The sequence below is a fragment of the Isoptericola aurantiacus genome, assembly GCF_044769875.1.
Lineage (GTDB): Bacteria > Actinomycetota > Actinomycetes > Actinomycetales > Cellulomonadaceae > Isoptericola > Isoptericola aurantiacus.
The window spans coordinates 24,925-43,244 of sequence record NZ_JBJBAE010000007.1 but is presented as its reverse complement, the minus strand read 5'-3'; the positions used below and the strand labels follow the sequence as shown (position 1 = coordinate 43,244).

General features: G+C 74.3%; 17 protein-coding genes. 4 read left to right on the top strand and 13 right to left on the bottom strand.

Annotation, left to right across the window (positions count from 1 at the left end):
* Positions 1-8 precede the first annotated feature (8 nt).
* Together ACIQLL_RS16680 and ACIQLL_RS16675 are read right to left on the bottom strand one after the other, a co-directional pair.
* Positions 9-794: a hypothetical protein gene (locus ACIQLL_RS16680; protein WP_402469585.1), complete on the bottom strand. Its 786-nt coding sequence runs from the start codon at positions 792-794 to the stop codon at positions 9-11.
* On the bottom strand, positions 791-1,327 hold the full coding sequence (locus tag ACIQLL_RS16675) for an RNA polymerase sigma factor (RefSeq protein ID WP_402469583.1): 537 nt from the start codon (positions 1,325-1,327) through the stop codon (positions 791-793). Before ACIQLL_RS16675 ends, ACIQLL_RS16680 begins: the two co-directional genes overlap by 4 nt.
* 156 nt (positions 1,328-1,483) lie before the next feature.
* On the opposite strand from ACIQLL_RS16675, the gene ACIQLL_RS16670 reads away from it, so the two are divergent.
* Positions 1,484-2,209, top strand: coding sequence for a hypothetical protein (locus ACIQLL_RS16670; protein ID WP_402469581.1), 726 nt, complete (start codon positions 1,484-1,486; stop codon positions 2,207-2,209).
* 16 nt (positions 2,210-2,225) lie between these two features.
* Here ACIQLL_RS16670 and ACIQLL_RS16665 read toward each other — a convergent pair whose 3' ends face one another.
* From ACIQLL_RS16665 to ACIQLL_RS16630, 8 genes are all read right to left on the bottom strand, one after another.
* Positions 2,226-3,053: an amino acid ABC transporter ATP-binding protein gene (locus ACIQLL_RS16665; protein ID WP_402469579.1), complete on the bottom strand. Its 828-nt coding sequence runs from the start codon at positions 3,051-3,053 to the stop codon at positions 2,226-2,228.
* Positions 3,050-4,081 carry an amino acid ABC transporter permease gene (locus ACIQLL_RS16660; RefSeq protein ID WP_402469577.1) on the bottom strand — a complete coding sequence of 344 codons (1,032 nt, stop codon included), beginning with the start codon at positions 4,079-4,081 and terminating at the stop codon, positions 3,050-3,052. The genes ACIQLL_RS16665 and ACIQLL_RS16660 overlap by 4 nt, the downstream gene beginning before the upstream one ends.
* Before the next feature lies 1 nt (position 4,082).
* Positions 4,083-5,024, bottom strand: a complete 942-nt coding sequence (locus tag ACIQLL_RS16655) for a transporter substrate-binding domain-containing protein (RefSeq protein ID WP_402469574.1) — start codon at positions 5,022-5,024, stop codon at positions 4,083-4,085.
* Between the two features lie 269 nt (positions 5,025-5,293).
* The gene (locus tag ACIQLL_RS16650; protein WP_402469571.1) at positions 5,294-5,461 is read right to left on the bottom strand and encodes a methionine/alanine import family NSS transporter small subunit; all 168 of its coding nucleotides are present in this window, start codon (positions 5,459-5,461) and stop codon (positions 5,294-5,296) included.
* The gene (locus tag ACIQLL_RS16645) at positions 5,458-7,026 is read right to left on the bottom strand and encodes a sodium-dependent transporter (RefSeq protein WP_402469569.1); all 1,569 of its coding nucleotides are present in this window, start codon (positions 7,024-7,026) and stop codon (positions 5,458-5,460) included. The genes ACIQLL_RS16650 and ACIQLL_RS16645 overlap by 4 nt, the downstream gene beginning before the upstream one ends.
* 154 nt (positions 7,027-7,180) lie before the next feature.
* Positions 7,181-8,434 (bottom strand): FAD-binding protein, encoded by a 1,254-nt coding sequence (locus ACIQLL_RS16640; protein ID WP_402469567.1) that lies wholly within the window; start codon positions 8,432-8,434, stop codon positions 7,181-7,183.
* Positions 8,435-8,438: 4 nt separating this feature from the next.
* Complete coding sequence (locus ACIQLL_RS16635) at positions 8,439-9,596, bottom strand: DNA glycosylase AlkZ-like family protein (protein ID WP_402469565.1); 1,158 nt, start codon at positions 9,594-9,596, stop codon at positions 8,439-8,441.
* Between the two features lie 161 nt (positions 9,597-9,757).
* Positions 9,758-11,287 (bottom strand): alpha-N-arabinofuranosidase, encoded by a 1,530-nt coding sequence (locus ACIQLL_RS16630; RefSeq protein WP_402469563.1) that lies wholly within the window; start codon positions 11,285-11,287, stop codon positions 9,758-9,760.
* A gap of 57 nt (positions 11,288-11,344) precedes the next feature.
* Between ACIQLL_RS16630 and ACIQLL_RS16625 the strand changes: the two genes are divergently transcribed.
* Positions 11,345-12,373 carry a LacI family DNA-binding transcriptional regulator gene (locus tag ACIQLL_RS16625; protein WP_402469560.1) on the top strand — a complete coding sequence of 343 codons (1,029 nt, stop codon included), beginning with the start codon at positions 11,345-11,347 and terminating at the stop codon, positions 12,371-12,373.
* 12 nt (positions 12,374-12,385) lie between these two features.
* Here the strand turns inward: ACIQLL_RS16625 and ACIQLL_RS16620 are convergent, their stop codons facing one another.
* The 3 genes from ACIQLL_RS16620 to ACIQLL_RS16610 all read right to left on the bottom strand — a co-directional run bounded on the left by ACIQLL_RS16620 (position 12,386) and on the right by ACIQLL_RS16610 (position 15,660).
* Positions 12,386-12,757 carry an STAS domain-containing protein gene (locus ACIQLL_RS16620; RefSeq protein ID WP_402469558.1) on the bottom strand — a complete coding sequence of 124 codons (372 nt, stop codon included), beginning with the start codon at positions 12,755-12,757 and terminating at the stop codon, positions 12,386-12,388.
* Between the two features lie 264 nt (positions 12,758-13,021).
* The gene (locus ACIQLL_RS16615) at positions 13,022-13,360 is read right to left on the bottom strand and encodes a DUF2087 domain-containing protein (RefSeq protein ID WP_402469556.1); all 339 of its coding nucleotides are present in this window, start codon (positions 13,358-13,360) and stop codon (positions 13,022-13,024) included.
* The gene (locus tag ACIQLL_RS16610) at positions 13,357-15,660 is read right to left on the bottom strand and encodes a D-alanyl-D-alanine carboxypeptidase family protein (protein ID WP_402469554.1); all 2,304 of its coding nucleotides are present in this window, start codon (positions 15,658-15,660) and stop codon (positions 13,357-13,359) included. The genes ACIQLL_RS16615 and ACIQLL_RS16610 overlap by 4 nt, the downstream gene beginning before the upstream one ends.
* 190 nt (positions 15,661-15,850) lie before the next feature.
* Between ACIQLL_RS16610 and ACIQLL_RS16605 the strand changes: the two genes are divergently transcribed.
* Both ACIQLL_RS16605 and ACIQLL_RS16600 read left to right on the top strand, forming a co-directional pair.
* Positions 15,851-16,636 carry a LamB/YcsF family protein gene (locus tag ACIQLL_RS16605; protein WP_402469551.1) on the top strand — a complete coding sequence of 262 codons (786 nt, stop codon included), beginning with the start codon at positions 15,851-15,853 and terminating at the stop codon, positions 16,634-16,636.
* Positions 16,633-18,282: a 5-oxoprolinase subunit B/C family protein gene (locus ACIQLL_RS16600; protein WP_402469548.1), complete on the top strand. Its 1,650-nt coding sequence runs from the start codon at positions 16,633-16,635 to the stop codon at positions 18,280-18,282. The genes ACIQLL_RS16605 and ACIQLL_RS16600 overlap by 4 nt, the downstream gene beginning before the upstream one ends.
* Positions 18,283-18,320: the final 38 nt, after the last annotated feature.

Genomic DNA, 18,320 nt, shown 5'->3' with positions numbered 1-18,320 from the left:
CCCGCGGCTCACCCGAGCGGGACGTCCGCCGTCGACCCGTCGGTGTAGGTGACCTGCGCCGTGGCGGCGAACGCGTCCTGACCGGGCGCCCAGGCGGCGAACCAGCCGTCGGACACCGTCGCCTCGACGAGCTCGCCGTCGGCGGACGCGACCGTGACGGACTCGACCTCGGCGCCGGCGCGGCCGAACACGGAGGTGACCGCACCCTCCCCCGCCTCGCCGCCCGACCAGGACGCGGTGCCGCCCTGCGCGACGACCAGTCCCCGGGCGTCGGGCTCCGCGAGCGGCGCCTCGGCGGCGTCCGAGGTGAACACGTCCTCGCCGCCGTCGGGCACCGCGGTGACGAAGCAGTCGCCGTAGGCGTCGTCGCCCGCGAGCACCACGTAGGTGTAGTCGCCGCGGGTCTCGGCGAGCACGGGCGTCAGCGGGACCTCGGTGACCTGCGGGTCGTCGCCGTCGGTGATCGCGTGCGCCGCGACCGGGCAGCTCCCCGCCTGCTCGGCGGCCTCGGCCGCGTCCACGGTCACCGGGACCGGCGTCCACGTCGCGTACGCGGGCGTCGCGCCCAGGGTGGAGCTCAGCGTCACCCCGACGGCCACCGCCGCCACCCCGAACGCCGCCGCACCGGCGACCACCACGGGCCGGACCGGGCGCCGCGGCGGCGCGTACCGGGCCCGGGCGGTGCGGTCGGCCGCCAGCACGGCCCGCAGCTCCGGGTCGTGGGGGCCGCCCGGGGCGCGTACGTGACGCGCCGGGTCGAGCCCGGCCAGCTCGTCCATCATCGGTGATCTCATGGCGTCTCCTGCTGCATGTGGCGCAGCGTGGCCGCCGTGCCCTGCGGGATCTCGGAGAAGGCGAGGAGCCGCTTGCGGGCACGGTTCAGCCGGACCGCGAACGTGGAGGGGCGGCAGCCCAGCACCTGCGCCGCCTCGATGTTGGTCAGCCCGTCCCACGCGACCAGCGCGATGACCTCCCGGTCGGCGTCCCCGAGCAGCTCCCACGCACGCCGCAGGTCGGTGCGATCGGTGGCGACGTCGTCGAGCGGCTCCTGCACGGCGCGCGGCTCCTGCTCCAGCCGGACGCCGAGCGCCTGCCAGCGCCCGTGCGTGCGGACCTGCGTGGCCAGCACGTTGCGGGCCACGCCGAACAGCCACGGACGCGGTTCGCTCGGCACGTCCTCCACCCTTCGCCAGGCCGCCAGGAACGTCTCCGAGACGACGTCGTCGACGAGCTCGGTCGGGGCCCGGCGGGCGACGAACCGCACGACGTCCTCATGGAGGTCCACCCACAGGCGAGTCAACCTGTCGCGCGCCTCGGCGTCGTCCACGCTCGTCCTCTCGCTCCTACACCCTGTACATTGCCGGCACCCCCGGGGTTGTTACACGGTACTGGTCATCTGTTGCCCGGATCGACCCTCTCGCTACGCTCGGGGACTGAACGCGGGCGCCCCACGCGTCCTCGACGACGACGTGAGGAGCCACGCATGCGCACGAACCTCGTCCGGACCGTCACGGCAGGCGTCGGAGCCTGCGCGGTGGCGCTGAGCCTCGCGCTGGCCGCCGTGCCGGCCAGCGCGGCGTCGGCACCGCAGAACCTGCCCGGTGTGCCCGAGGCCGGCAGTCCCCGTGCGGTGTGGGAGGCGTGGGCCGCCGACGAACGTGCGGAGGCGGAGGCCACCGACTGGGAGGCCGACTCGGCGGCCCGCGGGTGCGAGCTGGACGAGGTGTCGATCAGTGACGAGGTCGACGTCTCCTACAACCGCGCCATGGGCGCCCCGGACGATCTGGCCACCCACCGGGTCGACATGGTCGAGAGCTGCGACGGACCGGCCGCGACCGGCGGGACGACGCTGAGGACGGGCGAGGGCACGGTGAGCACGCTGGCCATCGGGTCCGGCAGCGACTGCGACAGCACCAGCGGTCCGGGCACCGTGTGCATCTACAAGTCCAGCGGGCGCATCTACGCCTCCTGGAAGTACCGCGGCTCGGGCAGCGTGTCCGGGTTCCTGCGGATCTACCGGATCCCGACGTCGGCCTCGGGCTGCTACCGCGGCGACACCTGGCTGACCGGTCCCGAGCGGACCTGGAGCAGCGGGATGACGCGCAGCATCTCCAAGACCCGCACCAGCTACTCCGGGTACTCGGCGCACATCTGGAAGAAGGTCTGGATCGGCCACACCGACTGGGGCAGCACCTGCTCGAAGCTCTGAGCGCACGCGCCCGCGCTCAGAGCACGTGGGACAGGAACTCCTGCAGCCGGGGCGCGGAGGGTGAACCCAGCAACTGGTCCGGCGGCCCCTGCTCCACCACCGCGCCGTCGTCCATGAACACGACGTGGTCGGCCACCTCCCGGGCGAACCCGATCTCGTGCGTCACCACGACCATCGTCATGCCCGACGCCGCGAGGTCCTGCATCACGGCCAGCACCTCGCCCACGAGCTCCGGGTCCAGGGCGGACGTCGGTTCGTCGAACAGCATGAGCTCGGGGTCCATCGCCAGCGCCCGCGCGATCGCGACCCGCTGCTGCTGCCCGCCGGAGAGCTGCGCGGGGTAGTGCCCGGCCCGGTCGGACAGCCCGACGCGGTCCAGCAGCTCGGCCGCACGCTCCCGCGCCGCGCGCCGCGACAGGCCGCGCACCTGCACCGGCGCCTCGGCCACGTTCTCCAGCGCCGTCAGGTGCCCGAACAGGTGGAACCGCTGGAACACCATGCCGATGCGCGACCGCTGTGCGGCGATCCGCCGCGGGTGCAGCCGGTGCAGCACGCCCCGCGCGTCCTCGCGGTAGCCGAGCAGCTCGCCGTCGACGTGCACCGAGCCGGCGGTGATCTCCTCCAGCTCGTTGAGGCAGCGCAGCAGGGTCGACTTGCCGGAACCCGACGGCCCGAGGATCACCGTGACCGAGCCCTGCGGTACCACCAGGTCCACGCCCCGCAGCACGTGCAGGGCGTCGGCGCCGTGCCCGAACACCTTGTGGACGCCGCGCGCCTCGACCATCGGCGTCGGGGCGTTGCCCGCGTCCGTCGCGTTCGACGACGGCACCTGCGTCGCGCTCATGGGGTCACCTCCGCGAAGGGGTCGTCCGTCGTGGTGCCGGCGCCGCGGATCGCGGCCTGCCGGCTCGGTCGTCCGGCGCGCCGGCCGGTCCTGCCGGTGCCGCCGGGGCCACGCCCTCCCGCACCGCGCCGCGGACCGGTGGCACCGCCGTCGAACCCGCGGCCGTAGTGCCGCTCGACGTAGTACTGCCCCACCATGAGCACCGAGGTGATCAGCAGGTACCACAGGGCGGCCACGATGAGCAGCGGGATCGGCTGGAAAGTGCGGGTGCCGATGGCGCTGGTCGCGTAGGTGATCTCCAGGGTGAACGGCACCGCGACGACCAGCGAGGTGGTCTTGAGCATGGAGATCGTCTCGTTGCCGGTGGGCGGGACGATGACGCGCATCGCCTGCGGCAGCACGATGCGGCGCAGGATCCGCGACTCCTTCATGCCCAGGGCCCGCGCGGCCTCGGCCTGGCCCGGGTCGACGGACCCGAGCCCGGCGCGCACGATCTCCGCGAGGTAGGCGGCCTCGTTGAGCGCGAGCCCCAGCAGCGCCGCCCAGAACGCCGTGATGACGTCGCGGGTGTCGAACACGAAGAGCTCCGGCCCGAACGGGACGCCGAGGCTCAGGCGCGGGTACAGCACCGAGATGAGCCCCCAGAACACGAGCTGGGTATAGATCGGTGTGCCGCGGAAGAACCAGATGTAGGTCCACGACACCGACCGCATCACGGGGTTGTCGCTGCGCCGCATGATCGCCAGCAGCACGGCGAGCACGATCGCGATCGCCATGGAGCCGAACGTCAGCACGAGCGTCCAGCCCACGCCGCGCACCACGTTCACGTCCCGCAGGTACAGCCAGACGGTGTCCCAGCGGAAGTTGGGGTTGGTGACCAGCGCGTGCACCACCATGGCGGCGAGCACCAGCACGACGGCGGCGGAGACCCAGCGGCCCGGCCGGGGGACCGGACGGGCGCGCAGGGGTTCGGGCAGGTCCGACGACGGCGCCCCGGGCGGCGGGGCGCTCGCGGAGCGGGCGGCCACGTCAGACGCCGGGGTCGAGCTCGGCGGTGGCGAGCGCGCCCTCGGCGTTGCCCCAGCCGTCGAGGATCTCGGTCAGGGTGCCGTCGTCCATGAGCTGTTGCAGGGCAGCCTGGACGGCATCGGCGAGCGCGTCGTCGTCCTGCGCCACGACGACGCCGTAGGGGGCGGCGTCGGTGATGTCGCCGAGCGTCTCGATCGAGCCCTCGGCCTGCTCGACGGCGTAGGCTGTCACCGGGGAGTCGGCGTACATCGCCTGCACCTTGCCGCCGGCGAGGTTGGTGGTGACGTCGGCCTGCGAGTCGTACGGCAGGATCTCGACGGGGTCGGTGCCGTCGGCCTCGCACGTGGCCGAGGTGTCCTCGAGCTCGCCCTGCTGCACGGTGCCGGTCTGCACGCCGACGACGACGCCGCAGAGGTCCGCGGGGTCGATGCCGTCCGGGTTGCCGCTGGCGACGGCCAGCTGGGAGCCGGCGTCGAAGTAGCTGACCATGTGGGCCACCTGCAGGCGGTCGGCGTCGATGGTGAACCCGGAGATGCCGACCTCGTACTTGGTGCCGACGGCGGGGATGATCGCGTCGAACGTGGACGGCTCCACCTGCGACTCAAGGCCCAGCGTGGCGGCGACCGCGGCGGCGACGTCGACGTCGAACCCGACCGGGGTGACGCCGTCGGCCGCGACGAACTCGGCGGGCGCGTAGGACAGCTCGGCACCCACGGTGAGCACGCCGTCCTCGGCGACGGCGGCCGGCACGAGCGCGGCCAGCTCCGGGTCGGCCTCGATCGCGGCGGGGTCGAACGCCACGGCGTTCGGCGCGGCGGAGCTGTCGGCGGTCTCCTCGCCGGAGCCGGTGCCGGTGCCCAGGTCCTGGGACGCGGTGGTGCAGCCGGTGAGCAGACCGACGACGGCGAGCGCGGACAGGGGCAGAGCGGTGCGGGTGCGCATGGCGGATCTCCGAGGGTCGCGTGGAGGAGGAGGACACCCGGGCCCGGTCCGGGCCGCAGAGCGTCTATGCATGAGTATGAATACATATTCCCCACGCGCCCAAATCCTGCGGGCATGACGTCGATCACGCGGCACCGTCCCCGACCGCAGCCGGGCACAGCACGGGGACCGGACTCCCGGTGCGCGGCCGTCGGACGGGAAGCGCAGGGCGCGCAGCGCCCGTGAGCGCGACCGCGTTCCGGGAGTCCGGACCTCGTTCCCCGAGAGGGCTACGTGTCGTGCTCGATGATGCCCGCGTCCTCGCGGTGGTCGTCCACGGCGCCGGGCGGGTACTCGGGACGTTCCGGGCGGGCCCGCAACGCCAGGATGCTCGCGACCAGGCCGCCCCAGATGATCACCATGGCGACGAGCATGATCAGGATCGCTTCGGTGGTCATCGCGCCCCCTCCTTCGTGACGGCGTCGACCGGCGGGTACGCCGGCCACGGGGTGAACTCCTCACGACCCCGCCAGCGGGGCAGGGACAGCACGATCGCGCCGAGGAACAGCAGGGCGACCGCCCCCCAGCCGGCGTACAGCAGGTAGGTCGTGTCGTAGTCGCCGTACGGTTCGTCGATCCGCGTCATGACGTACTGCACGAGCATCACGACGAGCATCACCGGGACGATCAGTCCGACGCAGGCGTACCACCAGCGGCCCACCGGGATGGTCGAGACGGACGACAGGTGGTACCGCAGCTCGGGACCGCGGCGGTAGAGCCAGATGACGAACACGCACATGAAGATCGCCGACGCCACGATGCCGATGTTGTTGACGAACGCATCCACGGTGTCGAGCAGGACGAGACCCGTCGTCGTGCTGAACCCGAGCACCGAGACCGTGCCCAGGACGAGACCCATCCCGACGGTCGCCGCCCGGCGGGAGAGCGCGAACTTCTCCTGCAGGGCCGCGGAGACCACCTGCAGGATCGACACGAGCGAGGTGAAGCCGGCCATCACCAGCGACCCGAAGAACAGCGCGCCGAAGAACGCGCCCGCCGGCATCTCGGAGACGATCGTCGGGAAGGTCACGAAGGCCAGGAGCACCCCCTGGAAGTCCAGGTCGGCGACGGTCACGCCCTCCTGCGCGGCGAGGAAGCCGAGGGCGGAGAAGACGCCGAGCCCGGCGAACAGCTCGAACCCGGAGTTGGAGAACGCCACGACCAGCCCGGGGCCGGTCATGTTCGAGCGGCGCTTCCGGTAGGACGAGTAGGTGATCATGATGCCGAACGCCACGGACAGCGAGAAGAAGATCTGGCCGTAGGCGGCGATCCACACGTCGGCGTCGCCGAGCGCGCTCCAGTCGGGCGTGAACAGCACGTTCAGACCGTCGGCGGCCCCGTCGAGGAACAGGGCCCGCACCACGAGGATGCCGAACGCGACGACCAGCAGCGGGATGAACACGACGTTGGCACGCTGGACGCCCTTGACCACGCCCGCGGCCAGCACGGCGATCACGGCGATCCACACGATCACCAGCGGGATGAGGACGGCGGCGACGAAGTCGAACGTCAGCCACGGGTCGGCACCGCCCACGTCGGCGAGCTGCAGGTGGTCGCCGACGAAGAAGGTCGCGGCGTCGTCGCCCCAGTCCAGGCCGAACGAGTAGACGAAGAAGCTCCCGGCCCAGGCCACGACCGCCGCGTAGTACACGGCGATGAGGATGCAGATCATCACCTGGAACCAGCCGAGGCTCTCCAGCCAACCCTTGAGCCGGCGGAACGCCTGCGGGGCGCCACCGCGGAACCGGTGGCCCAGGGCGTAGTCGAGGAAGAGGATCGGGATGCCGGCCGTCAGCAGCGCGATGAGGTAGGGCACCATGAAGGCGCCGCCACCGTTCTCGTACGCCACGCCCGGGAACCGCCAGATGTTGCCGAGCCCCACGGCGGAGCCGATCGCCGACAGGATGAATCCGACCTGTCCGGTGAACTGCTCCCGCGGAGCGGCCTTGGTTTGTTCGCTCACGGGTCACACACCTTCCGCGTTGATCGGTGCCACGTCAAACCGTCCCACCTGTGATGATGCGCGATCGACCGCACACCGGCACGTCGAGACACCCTGGCCGGCGCCCGGCGCCGCCGAGGCCGGGCCCTGGCGCCGCAGCGACGCCGTCGGACGGTCAGCCCAGCAGGCGGGCGAGGTAGCCGCCGTGCAGCCGCCCCTCGGGATCGAACCGCTCCGCGAGCGCCCGGAAGTCGGCGAACCGCGGGTACAGGGCGCCGAGCTCGGCCGCGTCGATCGCGAAGACCTTCCCCCAGTGCGGCCGGGCGCCCAGGGGCAGCAGCGCGTCCTCGATGGCCGGCAGCACGGCGGCGACGTCGTCCCCGCGGGGGAGCCACGTGAAGTGCAGCCCGACGCTGTCCTCGTCGAACGGGCTGAGCCAGAGGTCGTCGGCCGCGACCGTGCGGATCTCCGTGGTCTGCAGCAGCGGCGCCACGCGCGGAGCGAGGGCTCGCACCGCCTCGATCGCCTCGACGGCGCGGCGCCGGGGCACCAGGTACTCGCTCTGCAGCTCGTCGCCCGCCGACGGGGTGAAGTCGAGCCGGAAGTGGCTGAGCCGGTCGTGCCAGGGCCCGACGGCGCCGCACTGCGCGGTGCACGCGGCGGCGTCGACCCCGGGCAGGGGGTGCACGTCCTGCGCGGCCCAGCGCAGTCCGGCCACGGGCTCCGGACGCGTCCCGGCGCCGTCGGGCACCACCGACTTGAACCACACCTGCCGGACGGCGGGCTCGGCCCACCCGGTGAAGAGGCTGACGGAGTACGCGGCGCCGGTGACCGCGTCGAGGTCGCCCAGCACGGCGTCCCAGCCGACGTCGAGCGCGACGTCCTGCCGGACGGCGAAGGCCGGCACCGTGTCGAGCTCGACCCGGGTGACGACCCCGAGGGCGCCGAGCGAGACCACCGTCCCGGCGAACGCCTCGGGGTCGGAGTCGCGCGTGACGCGCCGCAGCTCGCCCGCGGTGGTCATGATCTCGAGGCCGACGACGGCGCTCGCCAGGGACCGGTTGGCGTCACCGGAGCCGTGGGTCGCCGTGGCGACGGCTCCGGCCACCGAGATGTGCGGCAGGGAGGCGAGGTTCCCCAGGCCGCGGCCCTCCGCGCTCAGCGCCCGCGCCAGCTCGCCGTACCGCTGGCCGGCGTTGACGGACACCACGCCGGTCGCGGGGTCGAGGTCGACGACGGGGCGCCCGTCGTCGAGCCCGTCCACCTGCACGTGGGTCCCGCTGGTGTCGGCGAGGTCGTTGAACGAGTGCGTCGACCCGAGTGCCCGCACCGGACCGGGTGCCGTGAGCACGTCGGCCAGCTCCTCGAGGGTGCGGGGGCGCGCGAGGTCGCGCGCGCCGTAGACGAGGTTGCCGGCCCAGTTGCGCATCCGCCTAGGGTGCCACGACCGGCCCGGACGTGCGCAGATGAGCGCCCAGCGCCGCGGTGGCACGGGCGACGGCGGTCCGGTCCGCCGCGTCCGGGTCACGCTGCCACTGCACCTCGAGGGCGTCGTCGTCCGGCGGCGCGCCGGGCCAGCGCCAACGAGCGGTCAGCATCCCGTCGACGAGCACCCGGTGGACGAAGGCCTGCCGGCGGTCGGGCTCGGGCGCGCGCGGGTCGGCGATCGCGTGGCGGGACTCCCCGAAGGAGCAGACGAGCTCGTCGTAGGCGCACAGCAGGTCCGCCGCACGCTGGCCGCGCGGCGGCGGGGCCGACGGCGGGGCGGACGCGACGTCGTCGTGCACGGCGGGCGTCGTGACCAGGGTGAGGCCGTCGAGCGCGCCGCTTCCCGGGACCTCGGTCGCCTCGCCGGCGTCGAGGAGCGGGGCGAGCCCGGCACGCAGCTCGGTCAGGGTCAGCCCGGACCACTGCGCGAGGTCCTTGACGGTGGCGTACGCGCGTCCGGGCAGCCAGCGCCGCCACAGCTCGCGGACGGCCGGCTCCCGGTCGAAGGTCTCACCCAGCGGCCCGTACCCGGCCGGGACGCGGTCGTCGAACGCGGCGTAGGCGTGCGCCCCGTCCGCCGTCGGCCCGCTGACGACCACCTGCTGCAGCTCGGCGTGCATGAGGACGTGGGTCAGGGCGATGCCGGGGGCGTCCGCGTCGAGCACGCCGCGGGCGACCAGCGCCGCGGCGAGCCGGGGTCGGGTGCGCGGGCCGTCGGCGACCTCCGCCGCGACCGCGGCGATGCCCGGGCCGGGGTCGCCGAGGCCCCACTGCTTCTCCGTGGAGGCCATCTGCCGTGCGACCCGCGGCCCGGTGAGGCGGATCAGCCAGCGGGCGTCGGCGGGCCGCACGAGGTGCCAGGTGGGGCGCAGCACGTGGGTGCGCAGGATGCTGCCGTCGTCGAGCGCGGCGAGCGCGGCCGCGGCCCCGGGGCGGGCGGCAGGGTCGATCCGGCACGCCAGACCCCACAGCGTGGGCCGCAGCTCCTGGCCCTGGACGGCGAGCAGGTGCTCGACGGCGCGCGGGACGTCGGGCAGATCGGGCTCGCGCAGGCGGGTCGCACGCAGGCGGGCGGCGCGGACCGTGGCGGCGTCGACGCTCATGCGGTGAGGATGCCAGGCGCTCCCGACACCGGACCCCCCACCGCTCCCGTTGTGGGCATGAAATCTGCAGCTTTCCCGGGACAAGAGCTGCAGATTTCATGCCCACAACGGAGGGGGTGCGTCAGGCACGGGGTGGTGCGTCAGGCACCGGGGGTGGCCCGTCAGGCCAGGTCGAGCCGCACCGTCGCGTAGGAGTGCGCCGGCAGGGTGACCTCCAGACCGCGCGTGTGCGGGCGGATCGCCGCGAGCTCGACCGGGGCGACGGCGTCGGGCGCCTCGGGCGTGTTGTGGGTGGCCAGCTCCGGCGCGGTGAGCACCCGCCCGCGGTGCCCGGTCACCTCACGTCCCCGCAGGTCCAGCACCACGGTGCGCTCGGCCGCCGCGTCCAGGTTGCTCAGCGAGACCAGCGCCGCACCGTCCTTGACCGAGGCCGACGCCGAGACCAGCGGCAGCTCGGCGCCGTCCGTCGCCCGCGTCGGCACGCCGTCGAGGTGCACGGCGAGGGAGTCGGCGTCGTGGTGGCCGGTGCTCATCTCGAACACGTGGTAGCTCGGCGTGCGCACCAGGGCGCCGGACTCCGGATCGGTGAGCAGCATCGCCTGCAGCACGTTCACCGTCTGGGCGATGTTGGCCATGACCACCCGGTCGGCGTGCCGGTGGAACGCGTCGAGGTGGACCGAGGCCACCAGGGCGTCGCGCAGGGTGTTCTGCTGGTACAGGAACCCCGGGTTGGTCCCCGGCTCCACGTTCCACCAGGTGCCCCACTCGTCGACCACGAGCCCCACGCGCCGGTGCGGGTCGTACCGGTCCATGACCTGACCGTGGCGCGTGAGCAGGTGCTCCATGAACCCGGCCTTCTGCAGGGCGAGGTACCACTCGTCCTCGGTGAACTCGGTGGCGGTCCCCTTGTCCTGCCAGGTGCCGGTCATCGTGTAGTAGTGCAGGGAGACGCCCTGGAACGGGGTGGCCGGAGCGGCGGCGTCGGCCGGGGCGTCGAGCGGGCCGAACGACTGCATCAGCACCTCGGTCCAGTGCAGGTCGTCGTCGGAGGCGCCCGCGGCGATCCGGTACACCTCGTTGCCGGCGTGGTCGCGCACGTAGGTGGAGTACTGGCGGGCCAGCGAGGCGAACTGCTCGACGCGTAGGTTCCCGCCGCAGCCCCAGGCCTCGTTGCCGATGCCGAAGAACGGCACCTTCCACGGCTCGTCGCGGCCGTTCTCGCGGCGCAGCGCCGCCATCGGCGAGTCGTCGGCCCGGGTCAGGTACTCGATCCACTCGCTCATCTCGGCGACCGTCCCCGAACCCACGTTGCCGCTGATGTAGGCGTCGGTGCCGAGCAGCTCGCACAGGTCCATGAACTCGTGGGTGCCGAACGCGTTGTCCTCGACGACGTCGCCCCAGTGGGAGTTGACCATGCGGGGACGCCGGTCGCGCGGGCCGATGCCGTCGCGCCAGTGGTAGTCGTCGGCGAAGCAGCCGCCCGGCCAGCGCAGGTTGGGGATGTGCAGGGCCCGCAGCGCCTCGACGACGTCGGTGCGGATGCCGCGGACGTTCGGCACGTCGGAGTCCTCCCCGACGTAGAAGCCACCGTAGATGCAGCGCCCGAGGTGCTCGGCGAAGTGCCCGTAGACGTGCCGCGAGATGCGGGGACCGGGCAGGTCCAGGTCGATGACAGCCGTTGTCTGATCCATCGCGCCAGTTTAACGATAAAATCAAGCAGGACGGAAGGACTCGATACCGTGACGCGCGTGAAGCCGACCATGAGCGACGTGGCCCGCGCGGCGGGCGTGTCCGCGATGACGGTCTCCAACGTCCTCACCGGGCGCCGCCGCGTCGGGGCCGCGACCCGCGCCCGGGTGCAGCAGGCGGCCGCCGACCTCGGCTACGAGCTCAACCTCACCGCGCGGCACCTGCGCGCCGGCCGCACCGACACCGTCGCGCTCGTCGTGCCGCACTTCGACCACCCGTACTACGGCGAGCTCGCCGCCCGCCTGGCCCGCCTGCTGGCCGCCGACGGCCGCCACCTCGTCGTCGAGCAGACCGGCGCGAGCCGGCAGGCCGAGCTCGCCGCCGTCGGGCAGGCTCGCTGGCAGCTCTACGACGGCGTGCTGCTGTCGGTGGTCGGGATGTCCGCGGCCGACGTGGCGGACCTGGAGACCTCGGTACCGCTCGTCCTGCTCGGCGAGCAGGAGATGCCGGCGCGGTGGGACCACGTCCGCATGGACAACGTCGCGGGCGCGCGCCTCGCCACCGCGCACCTCCTGGCCACCGGGTCGCGGCGGGTCGCGATCGTCGGCGGGACCGACCCCGCCCCCGAGGGCGGCATGATGCCCGCCCGGACGGCCGGCTGGTCCGCGGCCCACACCGACGCCGGCACCGTGCCCGCCCCGGAGCTGCTGGTCCCCGCACCCTCCGACCCGTTCCACGGACGCGACGCCGTGCGCCGGCTCCTGCGCGAGGGCATCGCCTTCGACGCCGTCTTCGCCGTCACCGACACGCTCGCCACCGGGGTGCTCGCCGGTCTGGCCGAGGCCGGGCTGCGGGTGCCGCAGGACGTCCAGGTGGTCGGCTTCGACAACCTCGCCACCTCCGAGCTCACGGTGCCGGCACTGACGACCGTCGACCCCGCCCACGAGCAGATGGCCGCGGACGCCCTCCGGCTCCTCGATCGGCTCGGGACCGGCCGCTCCGGCGTCGGCGCTCCGGACGGGCCACCCGCCGAGCACGTCACCGCACCGGTCCGCCTGATCCCCCGGGCCACCACCCGGCCCGCCTGAGCGGGAGGGGCCTCAGGCGCCCGCCGGCTGCTCCGCGCGCACGATCTCGATCCGGCCGCCCATCCCGACCATCTCGAGGACCTCCGTCACGGCCTCGGACGGTTCGAGGAGTCGCACCGGGGCGCCCGTCTCCTGCCCGAGCATGTAGATCTGCAGGATGAAGGCGACCCCCGAGGAGTCGATGAAGGTGACGTCCCGCACGTCCAGGACGATCGGCGTCGCCGCCGGGCGCGAGACGACGGCCGCCATGGCGTCGCTCGCGGCTTCGCGCAGCGCAGCGTCCACCTCACCCCACAGGGTCAGGTACGTGCCGTCCTCCTGGTGCTGGCAGGAGATGCCGGACCCGGCTTCCGGGTCGGTTTCCGTGGTGAGTTCAGTGTCCATCGAGGTCACGTGCTCCAGTTGTGCCGTCAGCGGCGAACCGCGGCAGTCGCTCCCCCGAGGTCGACGGCCACGGGTCGAGTGTTCACCTGTCAGGCGGATTCGTCCAGTGGGGGTGGCGGTTCGTGCGGAATGTTCACGACGTCGTCGACTCCGGGTCGGTCGCCACCACCCACCGGGCCTCCAGCGCGCTGATCAGGTCTTTCACGGAAGATACCGGGCGACGGCGGAGCCTCGGGCTCGGTCGAGCGCCCGCTCGCGCCGCGTTCATCGCTGCTCCCCCAGCGCTCGCTCCGCATCCTGGACGGCATCGGGTTCCGGGTCGTGCTCCGTGCGTTCGGTCCGCCAGTACTCGGCGCCGTCCCGGGTCCGTGCCACCAGGCCCAGGTCGACCATCGCGCGCCGCAGCCCGACCGGGTCGGAGGCGAGATCGCCCAGGCGGTCGGTCAGGGCGCGCTCGTCGACCGGTTCGAGCAGGTGGGGCATGGCCATCGTCGCCAGGTAGCGGGTCACCGCCACCTTGTCGCGCCACCGACGCGGAGAACGCTCCAGCCGGCCCCCCGTGAGGAATCGCCGGGGGTCGCCGCCTGGTGCCGACGCGGTCACTCGTCCTCGTCGGGTTCGGTGCCGACCACGCGCTCGAGCTCCGTCCGCGCCGCGGTGCCCTCCGCGTCCTCGGTCGCGAGGTCTTCTGTCGCCAGGTCCTCGGCGTCCTCGGTCGCCGCGTCCTCCTCCGTCGCCAGGTCCTCGGCATCCTCCGAGCCCGCCGCGGAGGACGGCTCGGCGCTCGGCGACGGGCTGGGCGACGGCGAAGGCTTCGGCGACGTGGTCGGCGACGGCGTCGGGGTGGGCGAGGCCGACGGGCTGGGGCTCGGCTCCGGCGACGGCGACGGCGACGGCTCCGGCGACGGCGACGGCGACGGCTCCGGCGACGGCGACGGGCTGGCCGACGGCGTCGGCTTGGGCTTCACCGTCGGCGTCGGCTCCGGTGCCGGCTTCGGCAGGGCGCCGGTCGCCTGCTCCCCGCCCTTCGAGCCGCCCTGGTCCTTCGCGCCGCTCGTGTTCTTCGAGCCGCCCTTGTCCTTCGCGCCACCCTGATGCTTCGAACCCCGGTCCTTCGCGCCACCCGCGTCCTGCGCACCGCCGTCGTCCCGGCCGTCCGCCCCCGCACCGCCGTCGTCACCCGTCGCGGTGCCCACGGACCCGACGCCGGAGACGTCGGCGGTCGAGGTGGCGCGGTCCGGGATCGGACCCGCGGCGAAGAACTCGAAGTGCCACGGCTCGGGCTTGGTCCCGCCGGGACGCGCCCAGGAGGGGTTGTCCCAGCCGTAGTCGGGGCCGTGCACCCGCAGCCACGCGTACTCCGCGGACGCACCGCCGGAGATGGGCGTCGAGAGGTCGAGCGCCAGGCCCCAGCCGTGGTTGGAGGTGCCCGGCACCGCGGCCAGATGGGGCTTGGTCGCGCGCACGGCCACCTGCGCGGCGTACGACCGGTAGGAGTCGGTGATCGGGATGTCCACGCCGAACCGGTCCCGGTAGGCCGCGTTCAGGGCGGCGAACTGCTCCGCGGCGTCGCACCGCAGCAGGTGCCCCGGCGCCGAGGCGATCTCGCACAGCACCGAGGCGGGAATGTTGCCGTTGCTGTAGCCCGCCGTGGAACCGGCGTGCTCGGCCACGACCGACGCCAGCGCTGCCGACAGCGTCCCGTCCAGGTCGTCCAGCGGGATGCCGTTCGCGGTGACGCGGACGCCGTCGGCCGTGACGAACGTGCCGTCCGGCAGCTCCGTGACCGCCGGGCGCACGTCCACGACGAAGGTGGTCGACGCAGCGTTCAGCAGGGACACGAGCCGCGTGGCAGCCACCACGACGTCGTCGAACGTCACCGCGACGCCGCTCGCCACGGTGGCCGGTTCCTCGGCCGCCGGGGCCGCACCCGGGATCGTGTCTCCGCCGGCGGCGTCCGCTCCGGCACCGGAACCCGCCGTGCTGCCGGCCGGCGCGGCGTCGGCGGCCGGACCCGCGCCGAGTGCGTCGCCCACCGGGAACGTCTGCCCGCCGAGCAGCTCGTCGAGCGTGGGCAGCCCCAGCTGCGGGACGGCCGCCGACGCGTCGTCCTGTGCCGGCCGCGTGGAGGGGTCCGACGCCGCGCCGTGATCCGCGCCGTCGGCGTCGTCCGCCCGTCGGTCCGTGGGGGCCGTCGCGGCCGGGTCCGCGAGCCGCTGCCCGGCAGCGTCCTTCCCCTGCCCGGCACCACCCTTCCGGTCCACGGACCGCGCGTCGTCGCCCGTGCGGTCGTCCTGCTCGGCCCGCGCCGGGGGTTCCAGGTCCGCCATGCCCAGGCCGTCCGTCTCGACGTCGACCTCCGCCGCGTCGGCACCGCCCGTCGCCGCGTCGTCCTGCGCTCCGGCGTCTCCCGACCGGTACTGCACCACGTCGGGGCGGTCGGCGGGCGTCCCGACGCGCGGGACCACGGCCGCGTCCTGCTGCGCGACGTAGACGGCCAGCAGGGAACCGAGCTCGGCGGCGGCCTGCTGCATCTCGGGATCGACCTGCTGCCCGGACTCGAGCACCGCCATCTCGGCGTCCTCGACGACCTGGAGCACCTCGGCGACCGACTGCGGGCCGGTGGCCGACGACGCACCGACGACCTCGACGGCGTCGGCCGGAACCTGCTCGACCGGTGCCGAGAAACCGGGGTGCTGGGCCAGCCGGTTCCACGGGAGGTCGGCCACGGAGGCGGCCATGAAACCGGCCAGGAGGACCAGGGTGGCGCCGCCCGCACCGAGGGTCCGCAGGACGGGGTGGACGCGTTGGGCACGCGGTGCCGTCCACGCTGCGGCGACCGGGGTCCCCGCGACGACGGCATCGTCGCGTCCGCCCAGGTCACCGTCCTTGTCGACCGCCACGCGGAACCTTCCGAAGAGCTGCTGTGCTGCCGCTCACATCCTCGCACATCGGCGTGCACCGGTGCCGCGCGCAACATCCTCTGGGATCACTCTGCGGCACCGTCCCCGGGGCCGCCACCCCAGTCCGGCGAATTCGCCCCGGCGTCACCCGGGCGTTGCCCGCGGGCGCCGACCGGGCAGACTGGGAACCATGACCGACCGTGCCACGCCGACGCCGCAGATCGACCTCAACAGCGACCTCGGCGAGGGGATCGACCGCCGGAGCCTCGGTGGCGACGAACGCATCCTCGACGTCGTCACGAGCGCGAACGTCGCCTGCGGCTTCCACGCGGGCGATCCCGCCACGATGCGCCGCACCGTGCGCGGCGCCGTCGCACGCGGGGTCCGGCTCGGCGCGCACGTCGCCTACCGGGACCTGGCCGGGTTCGGGCGGCGGGAGATGGAGGTGGCGAGCGACGTGCTGCGCGCCGACATCGTCTACCAGCTCGGCGCCCTGCAGGGCGTGGCCGCCGCCGAGGGGGGTCGTGTGGAGTACGTCAAACCGCACGGCGCCCTGTACAACACGGCACAGGTGGACGAGCGGGTGGCGCACGACGTCGCCGCGGCGGTGGCCGCCGTCGACCCCGGCCTCGTGATGCTCGGCCAGCCGGGCAGCGCGGCGCTCGCCGCCGCCGAGGCGGCCGGGCTCGCCGTCGCGGCCGAGGCGTTCGCCGACCGTGCCTACACCCGCGCCGGGACGCTCGTGCCGCGCAGCGAGCCCGGGGCGGTGCTGGACGACGCGGAGGCGGTGGCCGCACGGGTCCTGCGGCTGGTCACGACCGGCGTCGTGACCGCCTCCGACGGCACCGAGGTGGCGGTCGCGGCCGACTCGGTCTGCGTGCACGGCGACACCCCGGGGTCGGTCCGCATGGCCGCGCGCGTGCGGGAGGTCCTCACTGCAAGCGGGGTGCGGTTGCGGTCCTTCGTCGGGTCGTGACGGTGGCGCCCGACGGCGGGACGCGGCCCGCGGCCGGACCGGACCGCGTGCGGGTGCTCGTCGCCGGCGCCGACGCCCTGCTCGTCGAGGTCGCCGACCTCGTCGCCGCGACGGCCCTGCACCGCTCGCTGACCGACGCGCCCGTCCCGGGCGTGCGGCAACCGGTGCCGGGCGCCCGGACCGTGCTGGTGCCGTTCGACCCGTGGGTCGTGGCGGCCCCCGCGCTCGCGGTGACCCTGCGGGAGCGGGCCCTCGCCGCGGCGTCCGGTACCGGCGGCGCGGGACGTCTGGTCGAGGTCCCCACGGTGTACGACGGCGAGGACCTGGACGACGTCGCCGCCCACCTGGGCTGGAGCCCGGCCGAGGTGGTGCGCCGGCACACGGGTTCCGCCTGGACGGTGGGGTTCGTCGGGTTCGCGCCGGGCTTCGGCTACCTGGTCGGTGACGACCCGGACCTCGTCGTGCCGCGGCGCGACACCCCCCGCACCCGCGTGCCGGCGGGGGCGGTGGCGCTGGCCGGGGAGTACTCGGGGGTGTACCCGCGCCCGAGCCCCGGTGGCTGGCAGCTCGTCGGCCGCACCGACGTCGTGACCTGGGACCCCGCCCGGGAATCACCCGCGTTGTGGGTCCCCGGCGACCGGGTGCGGTTCACCGCGGTGCGGGAGCAGGTACGCGCTGTCGGTGCGCTCGGCAGCTCCGACCCGGATCGGCAGCCTGAGCTGCCGAGCGAGAGCGGAGCTGCCGAACGCACCGGCCTCGTCGTGATCGAGCCCGGACCCCTCACCCTCGTCCAGGACCTCGGCCGCCCCGGCCACGCCGACCTGGGCGTGGCGACGTCCGGCGCCGCCGACCCCCGCAGCCTGCGCGCCGCGAACCGCGCCGTCGGCAACCCCACCGGGTCCGCCGCCGTGGAGACGCTCGGCGGGCTGCGCCTGCGCGCCCGGGGACGCGCCGTCGTCGCCGTCACCGGTGCGCTCGTGCCCGTCCACGTCGTGCCCGACGACGGCGGCCCCGCCCGGCAGCAGGCCCTCGGCCGGCCGTTCGCGCTGGCCGAGGGCGACGAGCTCTCCGTCGGCGCGCCCGAGCACGGGCTGCGCGGCTACGTCGCGCTCCGCGGCGGTGTCGACGTGCCGCACGAGCTCGGCTCCCGGTCCGCCGACGTGCTCGCCGGGCTCGGACCCGGGCCCCTGCGGACCGGCGCCGCGCTGCCCCCCGGGCCGCCGCCGTCGGACGCCGTGGCCACCGACGACGTCGGCGCACCCGACCCCGGCTCCCTGCCCGCCCCCGGTGACGTCGTCGAGCTGCGCCTCGTGCTCGGACCGCGGCAGGACTGGTTCACCCCCGACGCGCTGCACCTGCTGGCCACGCAGGAGTGGGAGGTCACCGCACGGTCGAACCGGGTCGGGCTGCGGCTGTCCGGACGCACCCCGCTGGCCCGCACCGACGCCGCCGCCCGGGCCGAGCTGCCCAGCGAGGGCGTGGTCACCGGCGCGCTCCAGGTTCCCCCCGACGGGCAGCCCGTCCTCTTCCTGGCCGACCACCCCCTCACCGGGGGGTATCCCGTCGTCGCCGCGGTGCCGACGTCGGACCTGTGGCTCGCCGGCCAGGCGCCCCCCGGGGCCCGCCTGCGCTTCCGTGTGACCTGAGTGTGCGCAAGATCTCCACGTCTTCTGTGGTGGTCACC

What these genes read in the sequence shown, in the direction of transcription:
- ACIQLL_RS16670 (WP_402469581.1), top strand. Translation starts at nt 1,484, where the DNA reads ATGCGCACGAACCTCGTCCGGACCGTCACGGCAGGCGTCGGAGCCTGC.
- ACIQLL_RS16655 (WP_402469574.1), bottom strand. Translation starts at nt 5,024, where the DNA reads ATGCGCACCCGCACCGCTCTGCCCCTGTCCGCGCTCGCCGTCGTCGGT.
- ACIQLL_RS16605 (WP_402469551.1), top strand. Translation starts at nt 15,851, where the DNA reads ATGACCGACCGTGCCACGCCGACGCCGCAGATCGACCTCAACAGCGAC.
- ACIQLL_RS16620 (WP_402469558.1), bottom strand. Translation starts at nt 12,757, where the DNA reads ATGGACACTGAACTCACCACGGAAACCGACCCGGAAGCCGGGTCCGGC.
- ACIQLL_RS16680 (WP_402469585.1), bottom strand. Translation starts at nt 794, where the DNA reads ATGAGATCACCGATGATGGACGAGCTGGCCGGGCTCGACCCGGCGCGT.
- ACIQLL_RS16665 (WP_402469579.1), bottom strand. Translation starts at nt 3,053, where the DNA reads ATGAGCGCGACGCAGGTGCCGTCGTCGAACGCGACGGACGCGGGCAAC.
- ACIQLL_RS16635 (WP_402469565.1), bottom strand. Translation starts at nt 9,596, where the DNA reads ATGAGCGTCGACGCCGCCACGGTCCGCGCCGCCCGCCTGCGTGCGACC.
- ACIQLL_RS16640 (WP_402469567.1), bottom strand. Translation starts at nt 8,434, where the DNA reads ATGCGCAACTGGGCCGGCAACCTCGTCTACGGCGCGCGCGACCTCGCG.
- ACIQLL_RS16650 (WP_402469571.1), bottom strand. Translation starts at nt 5,461, where the DNA reads ATGACCACCGAAGCGATCCTGATCATGCTCGTCGCCATGGTGATCATC.
- ACIQLL_RS16630 (WP_402469563.1), bottom strand. Translation starts at nt 11,287, where the DNA reads ATGGATCAGACAACGGCTGTCATCGACCTGGACCTGCCCGGTCCCCGC.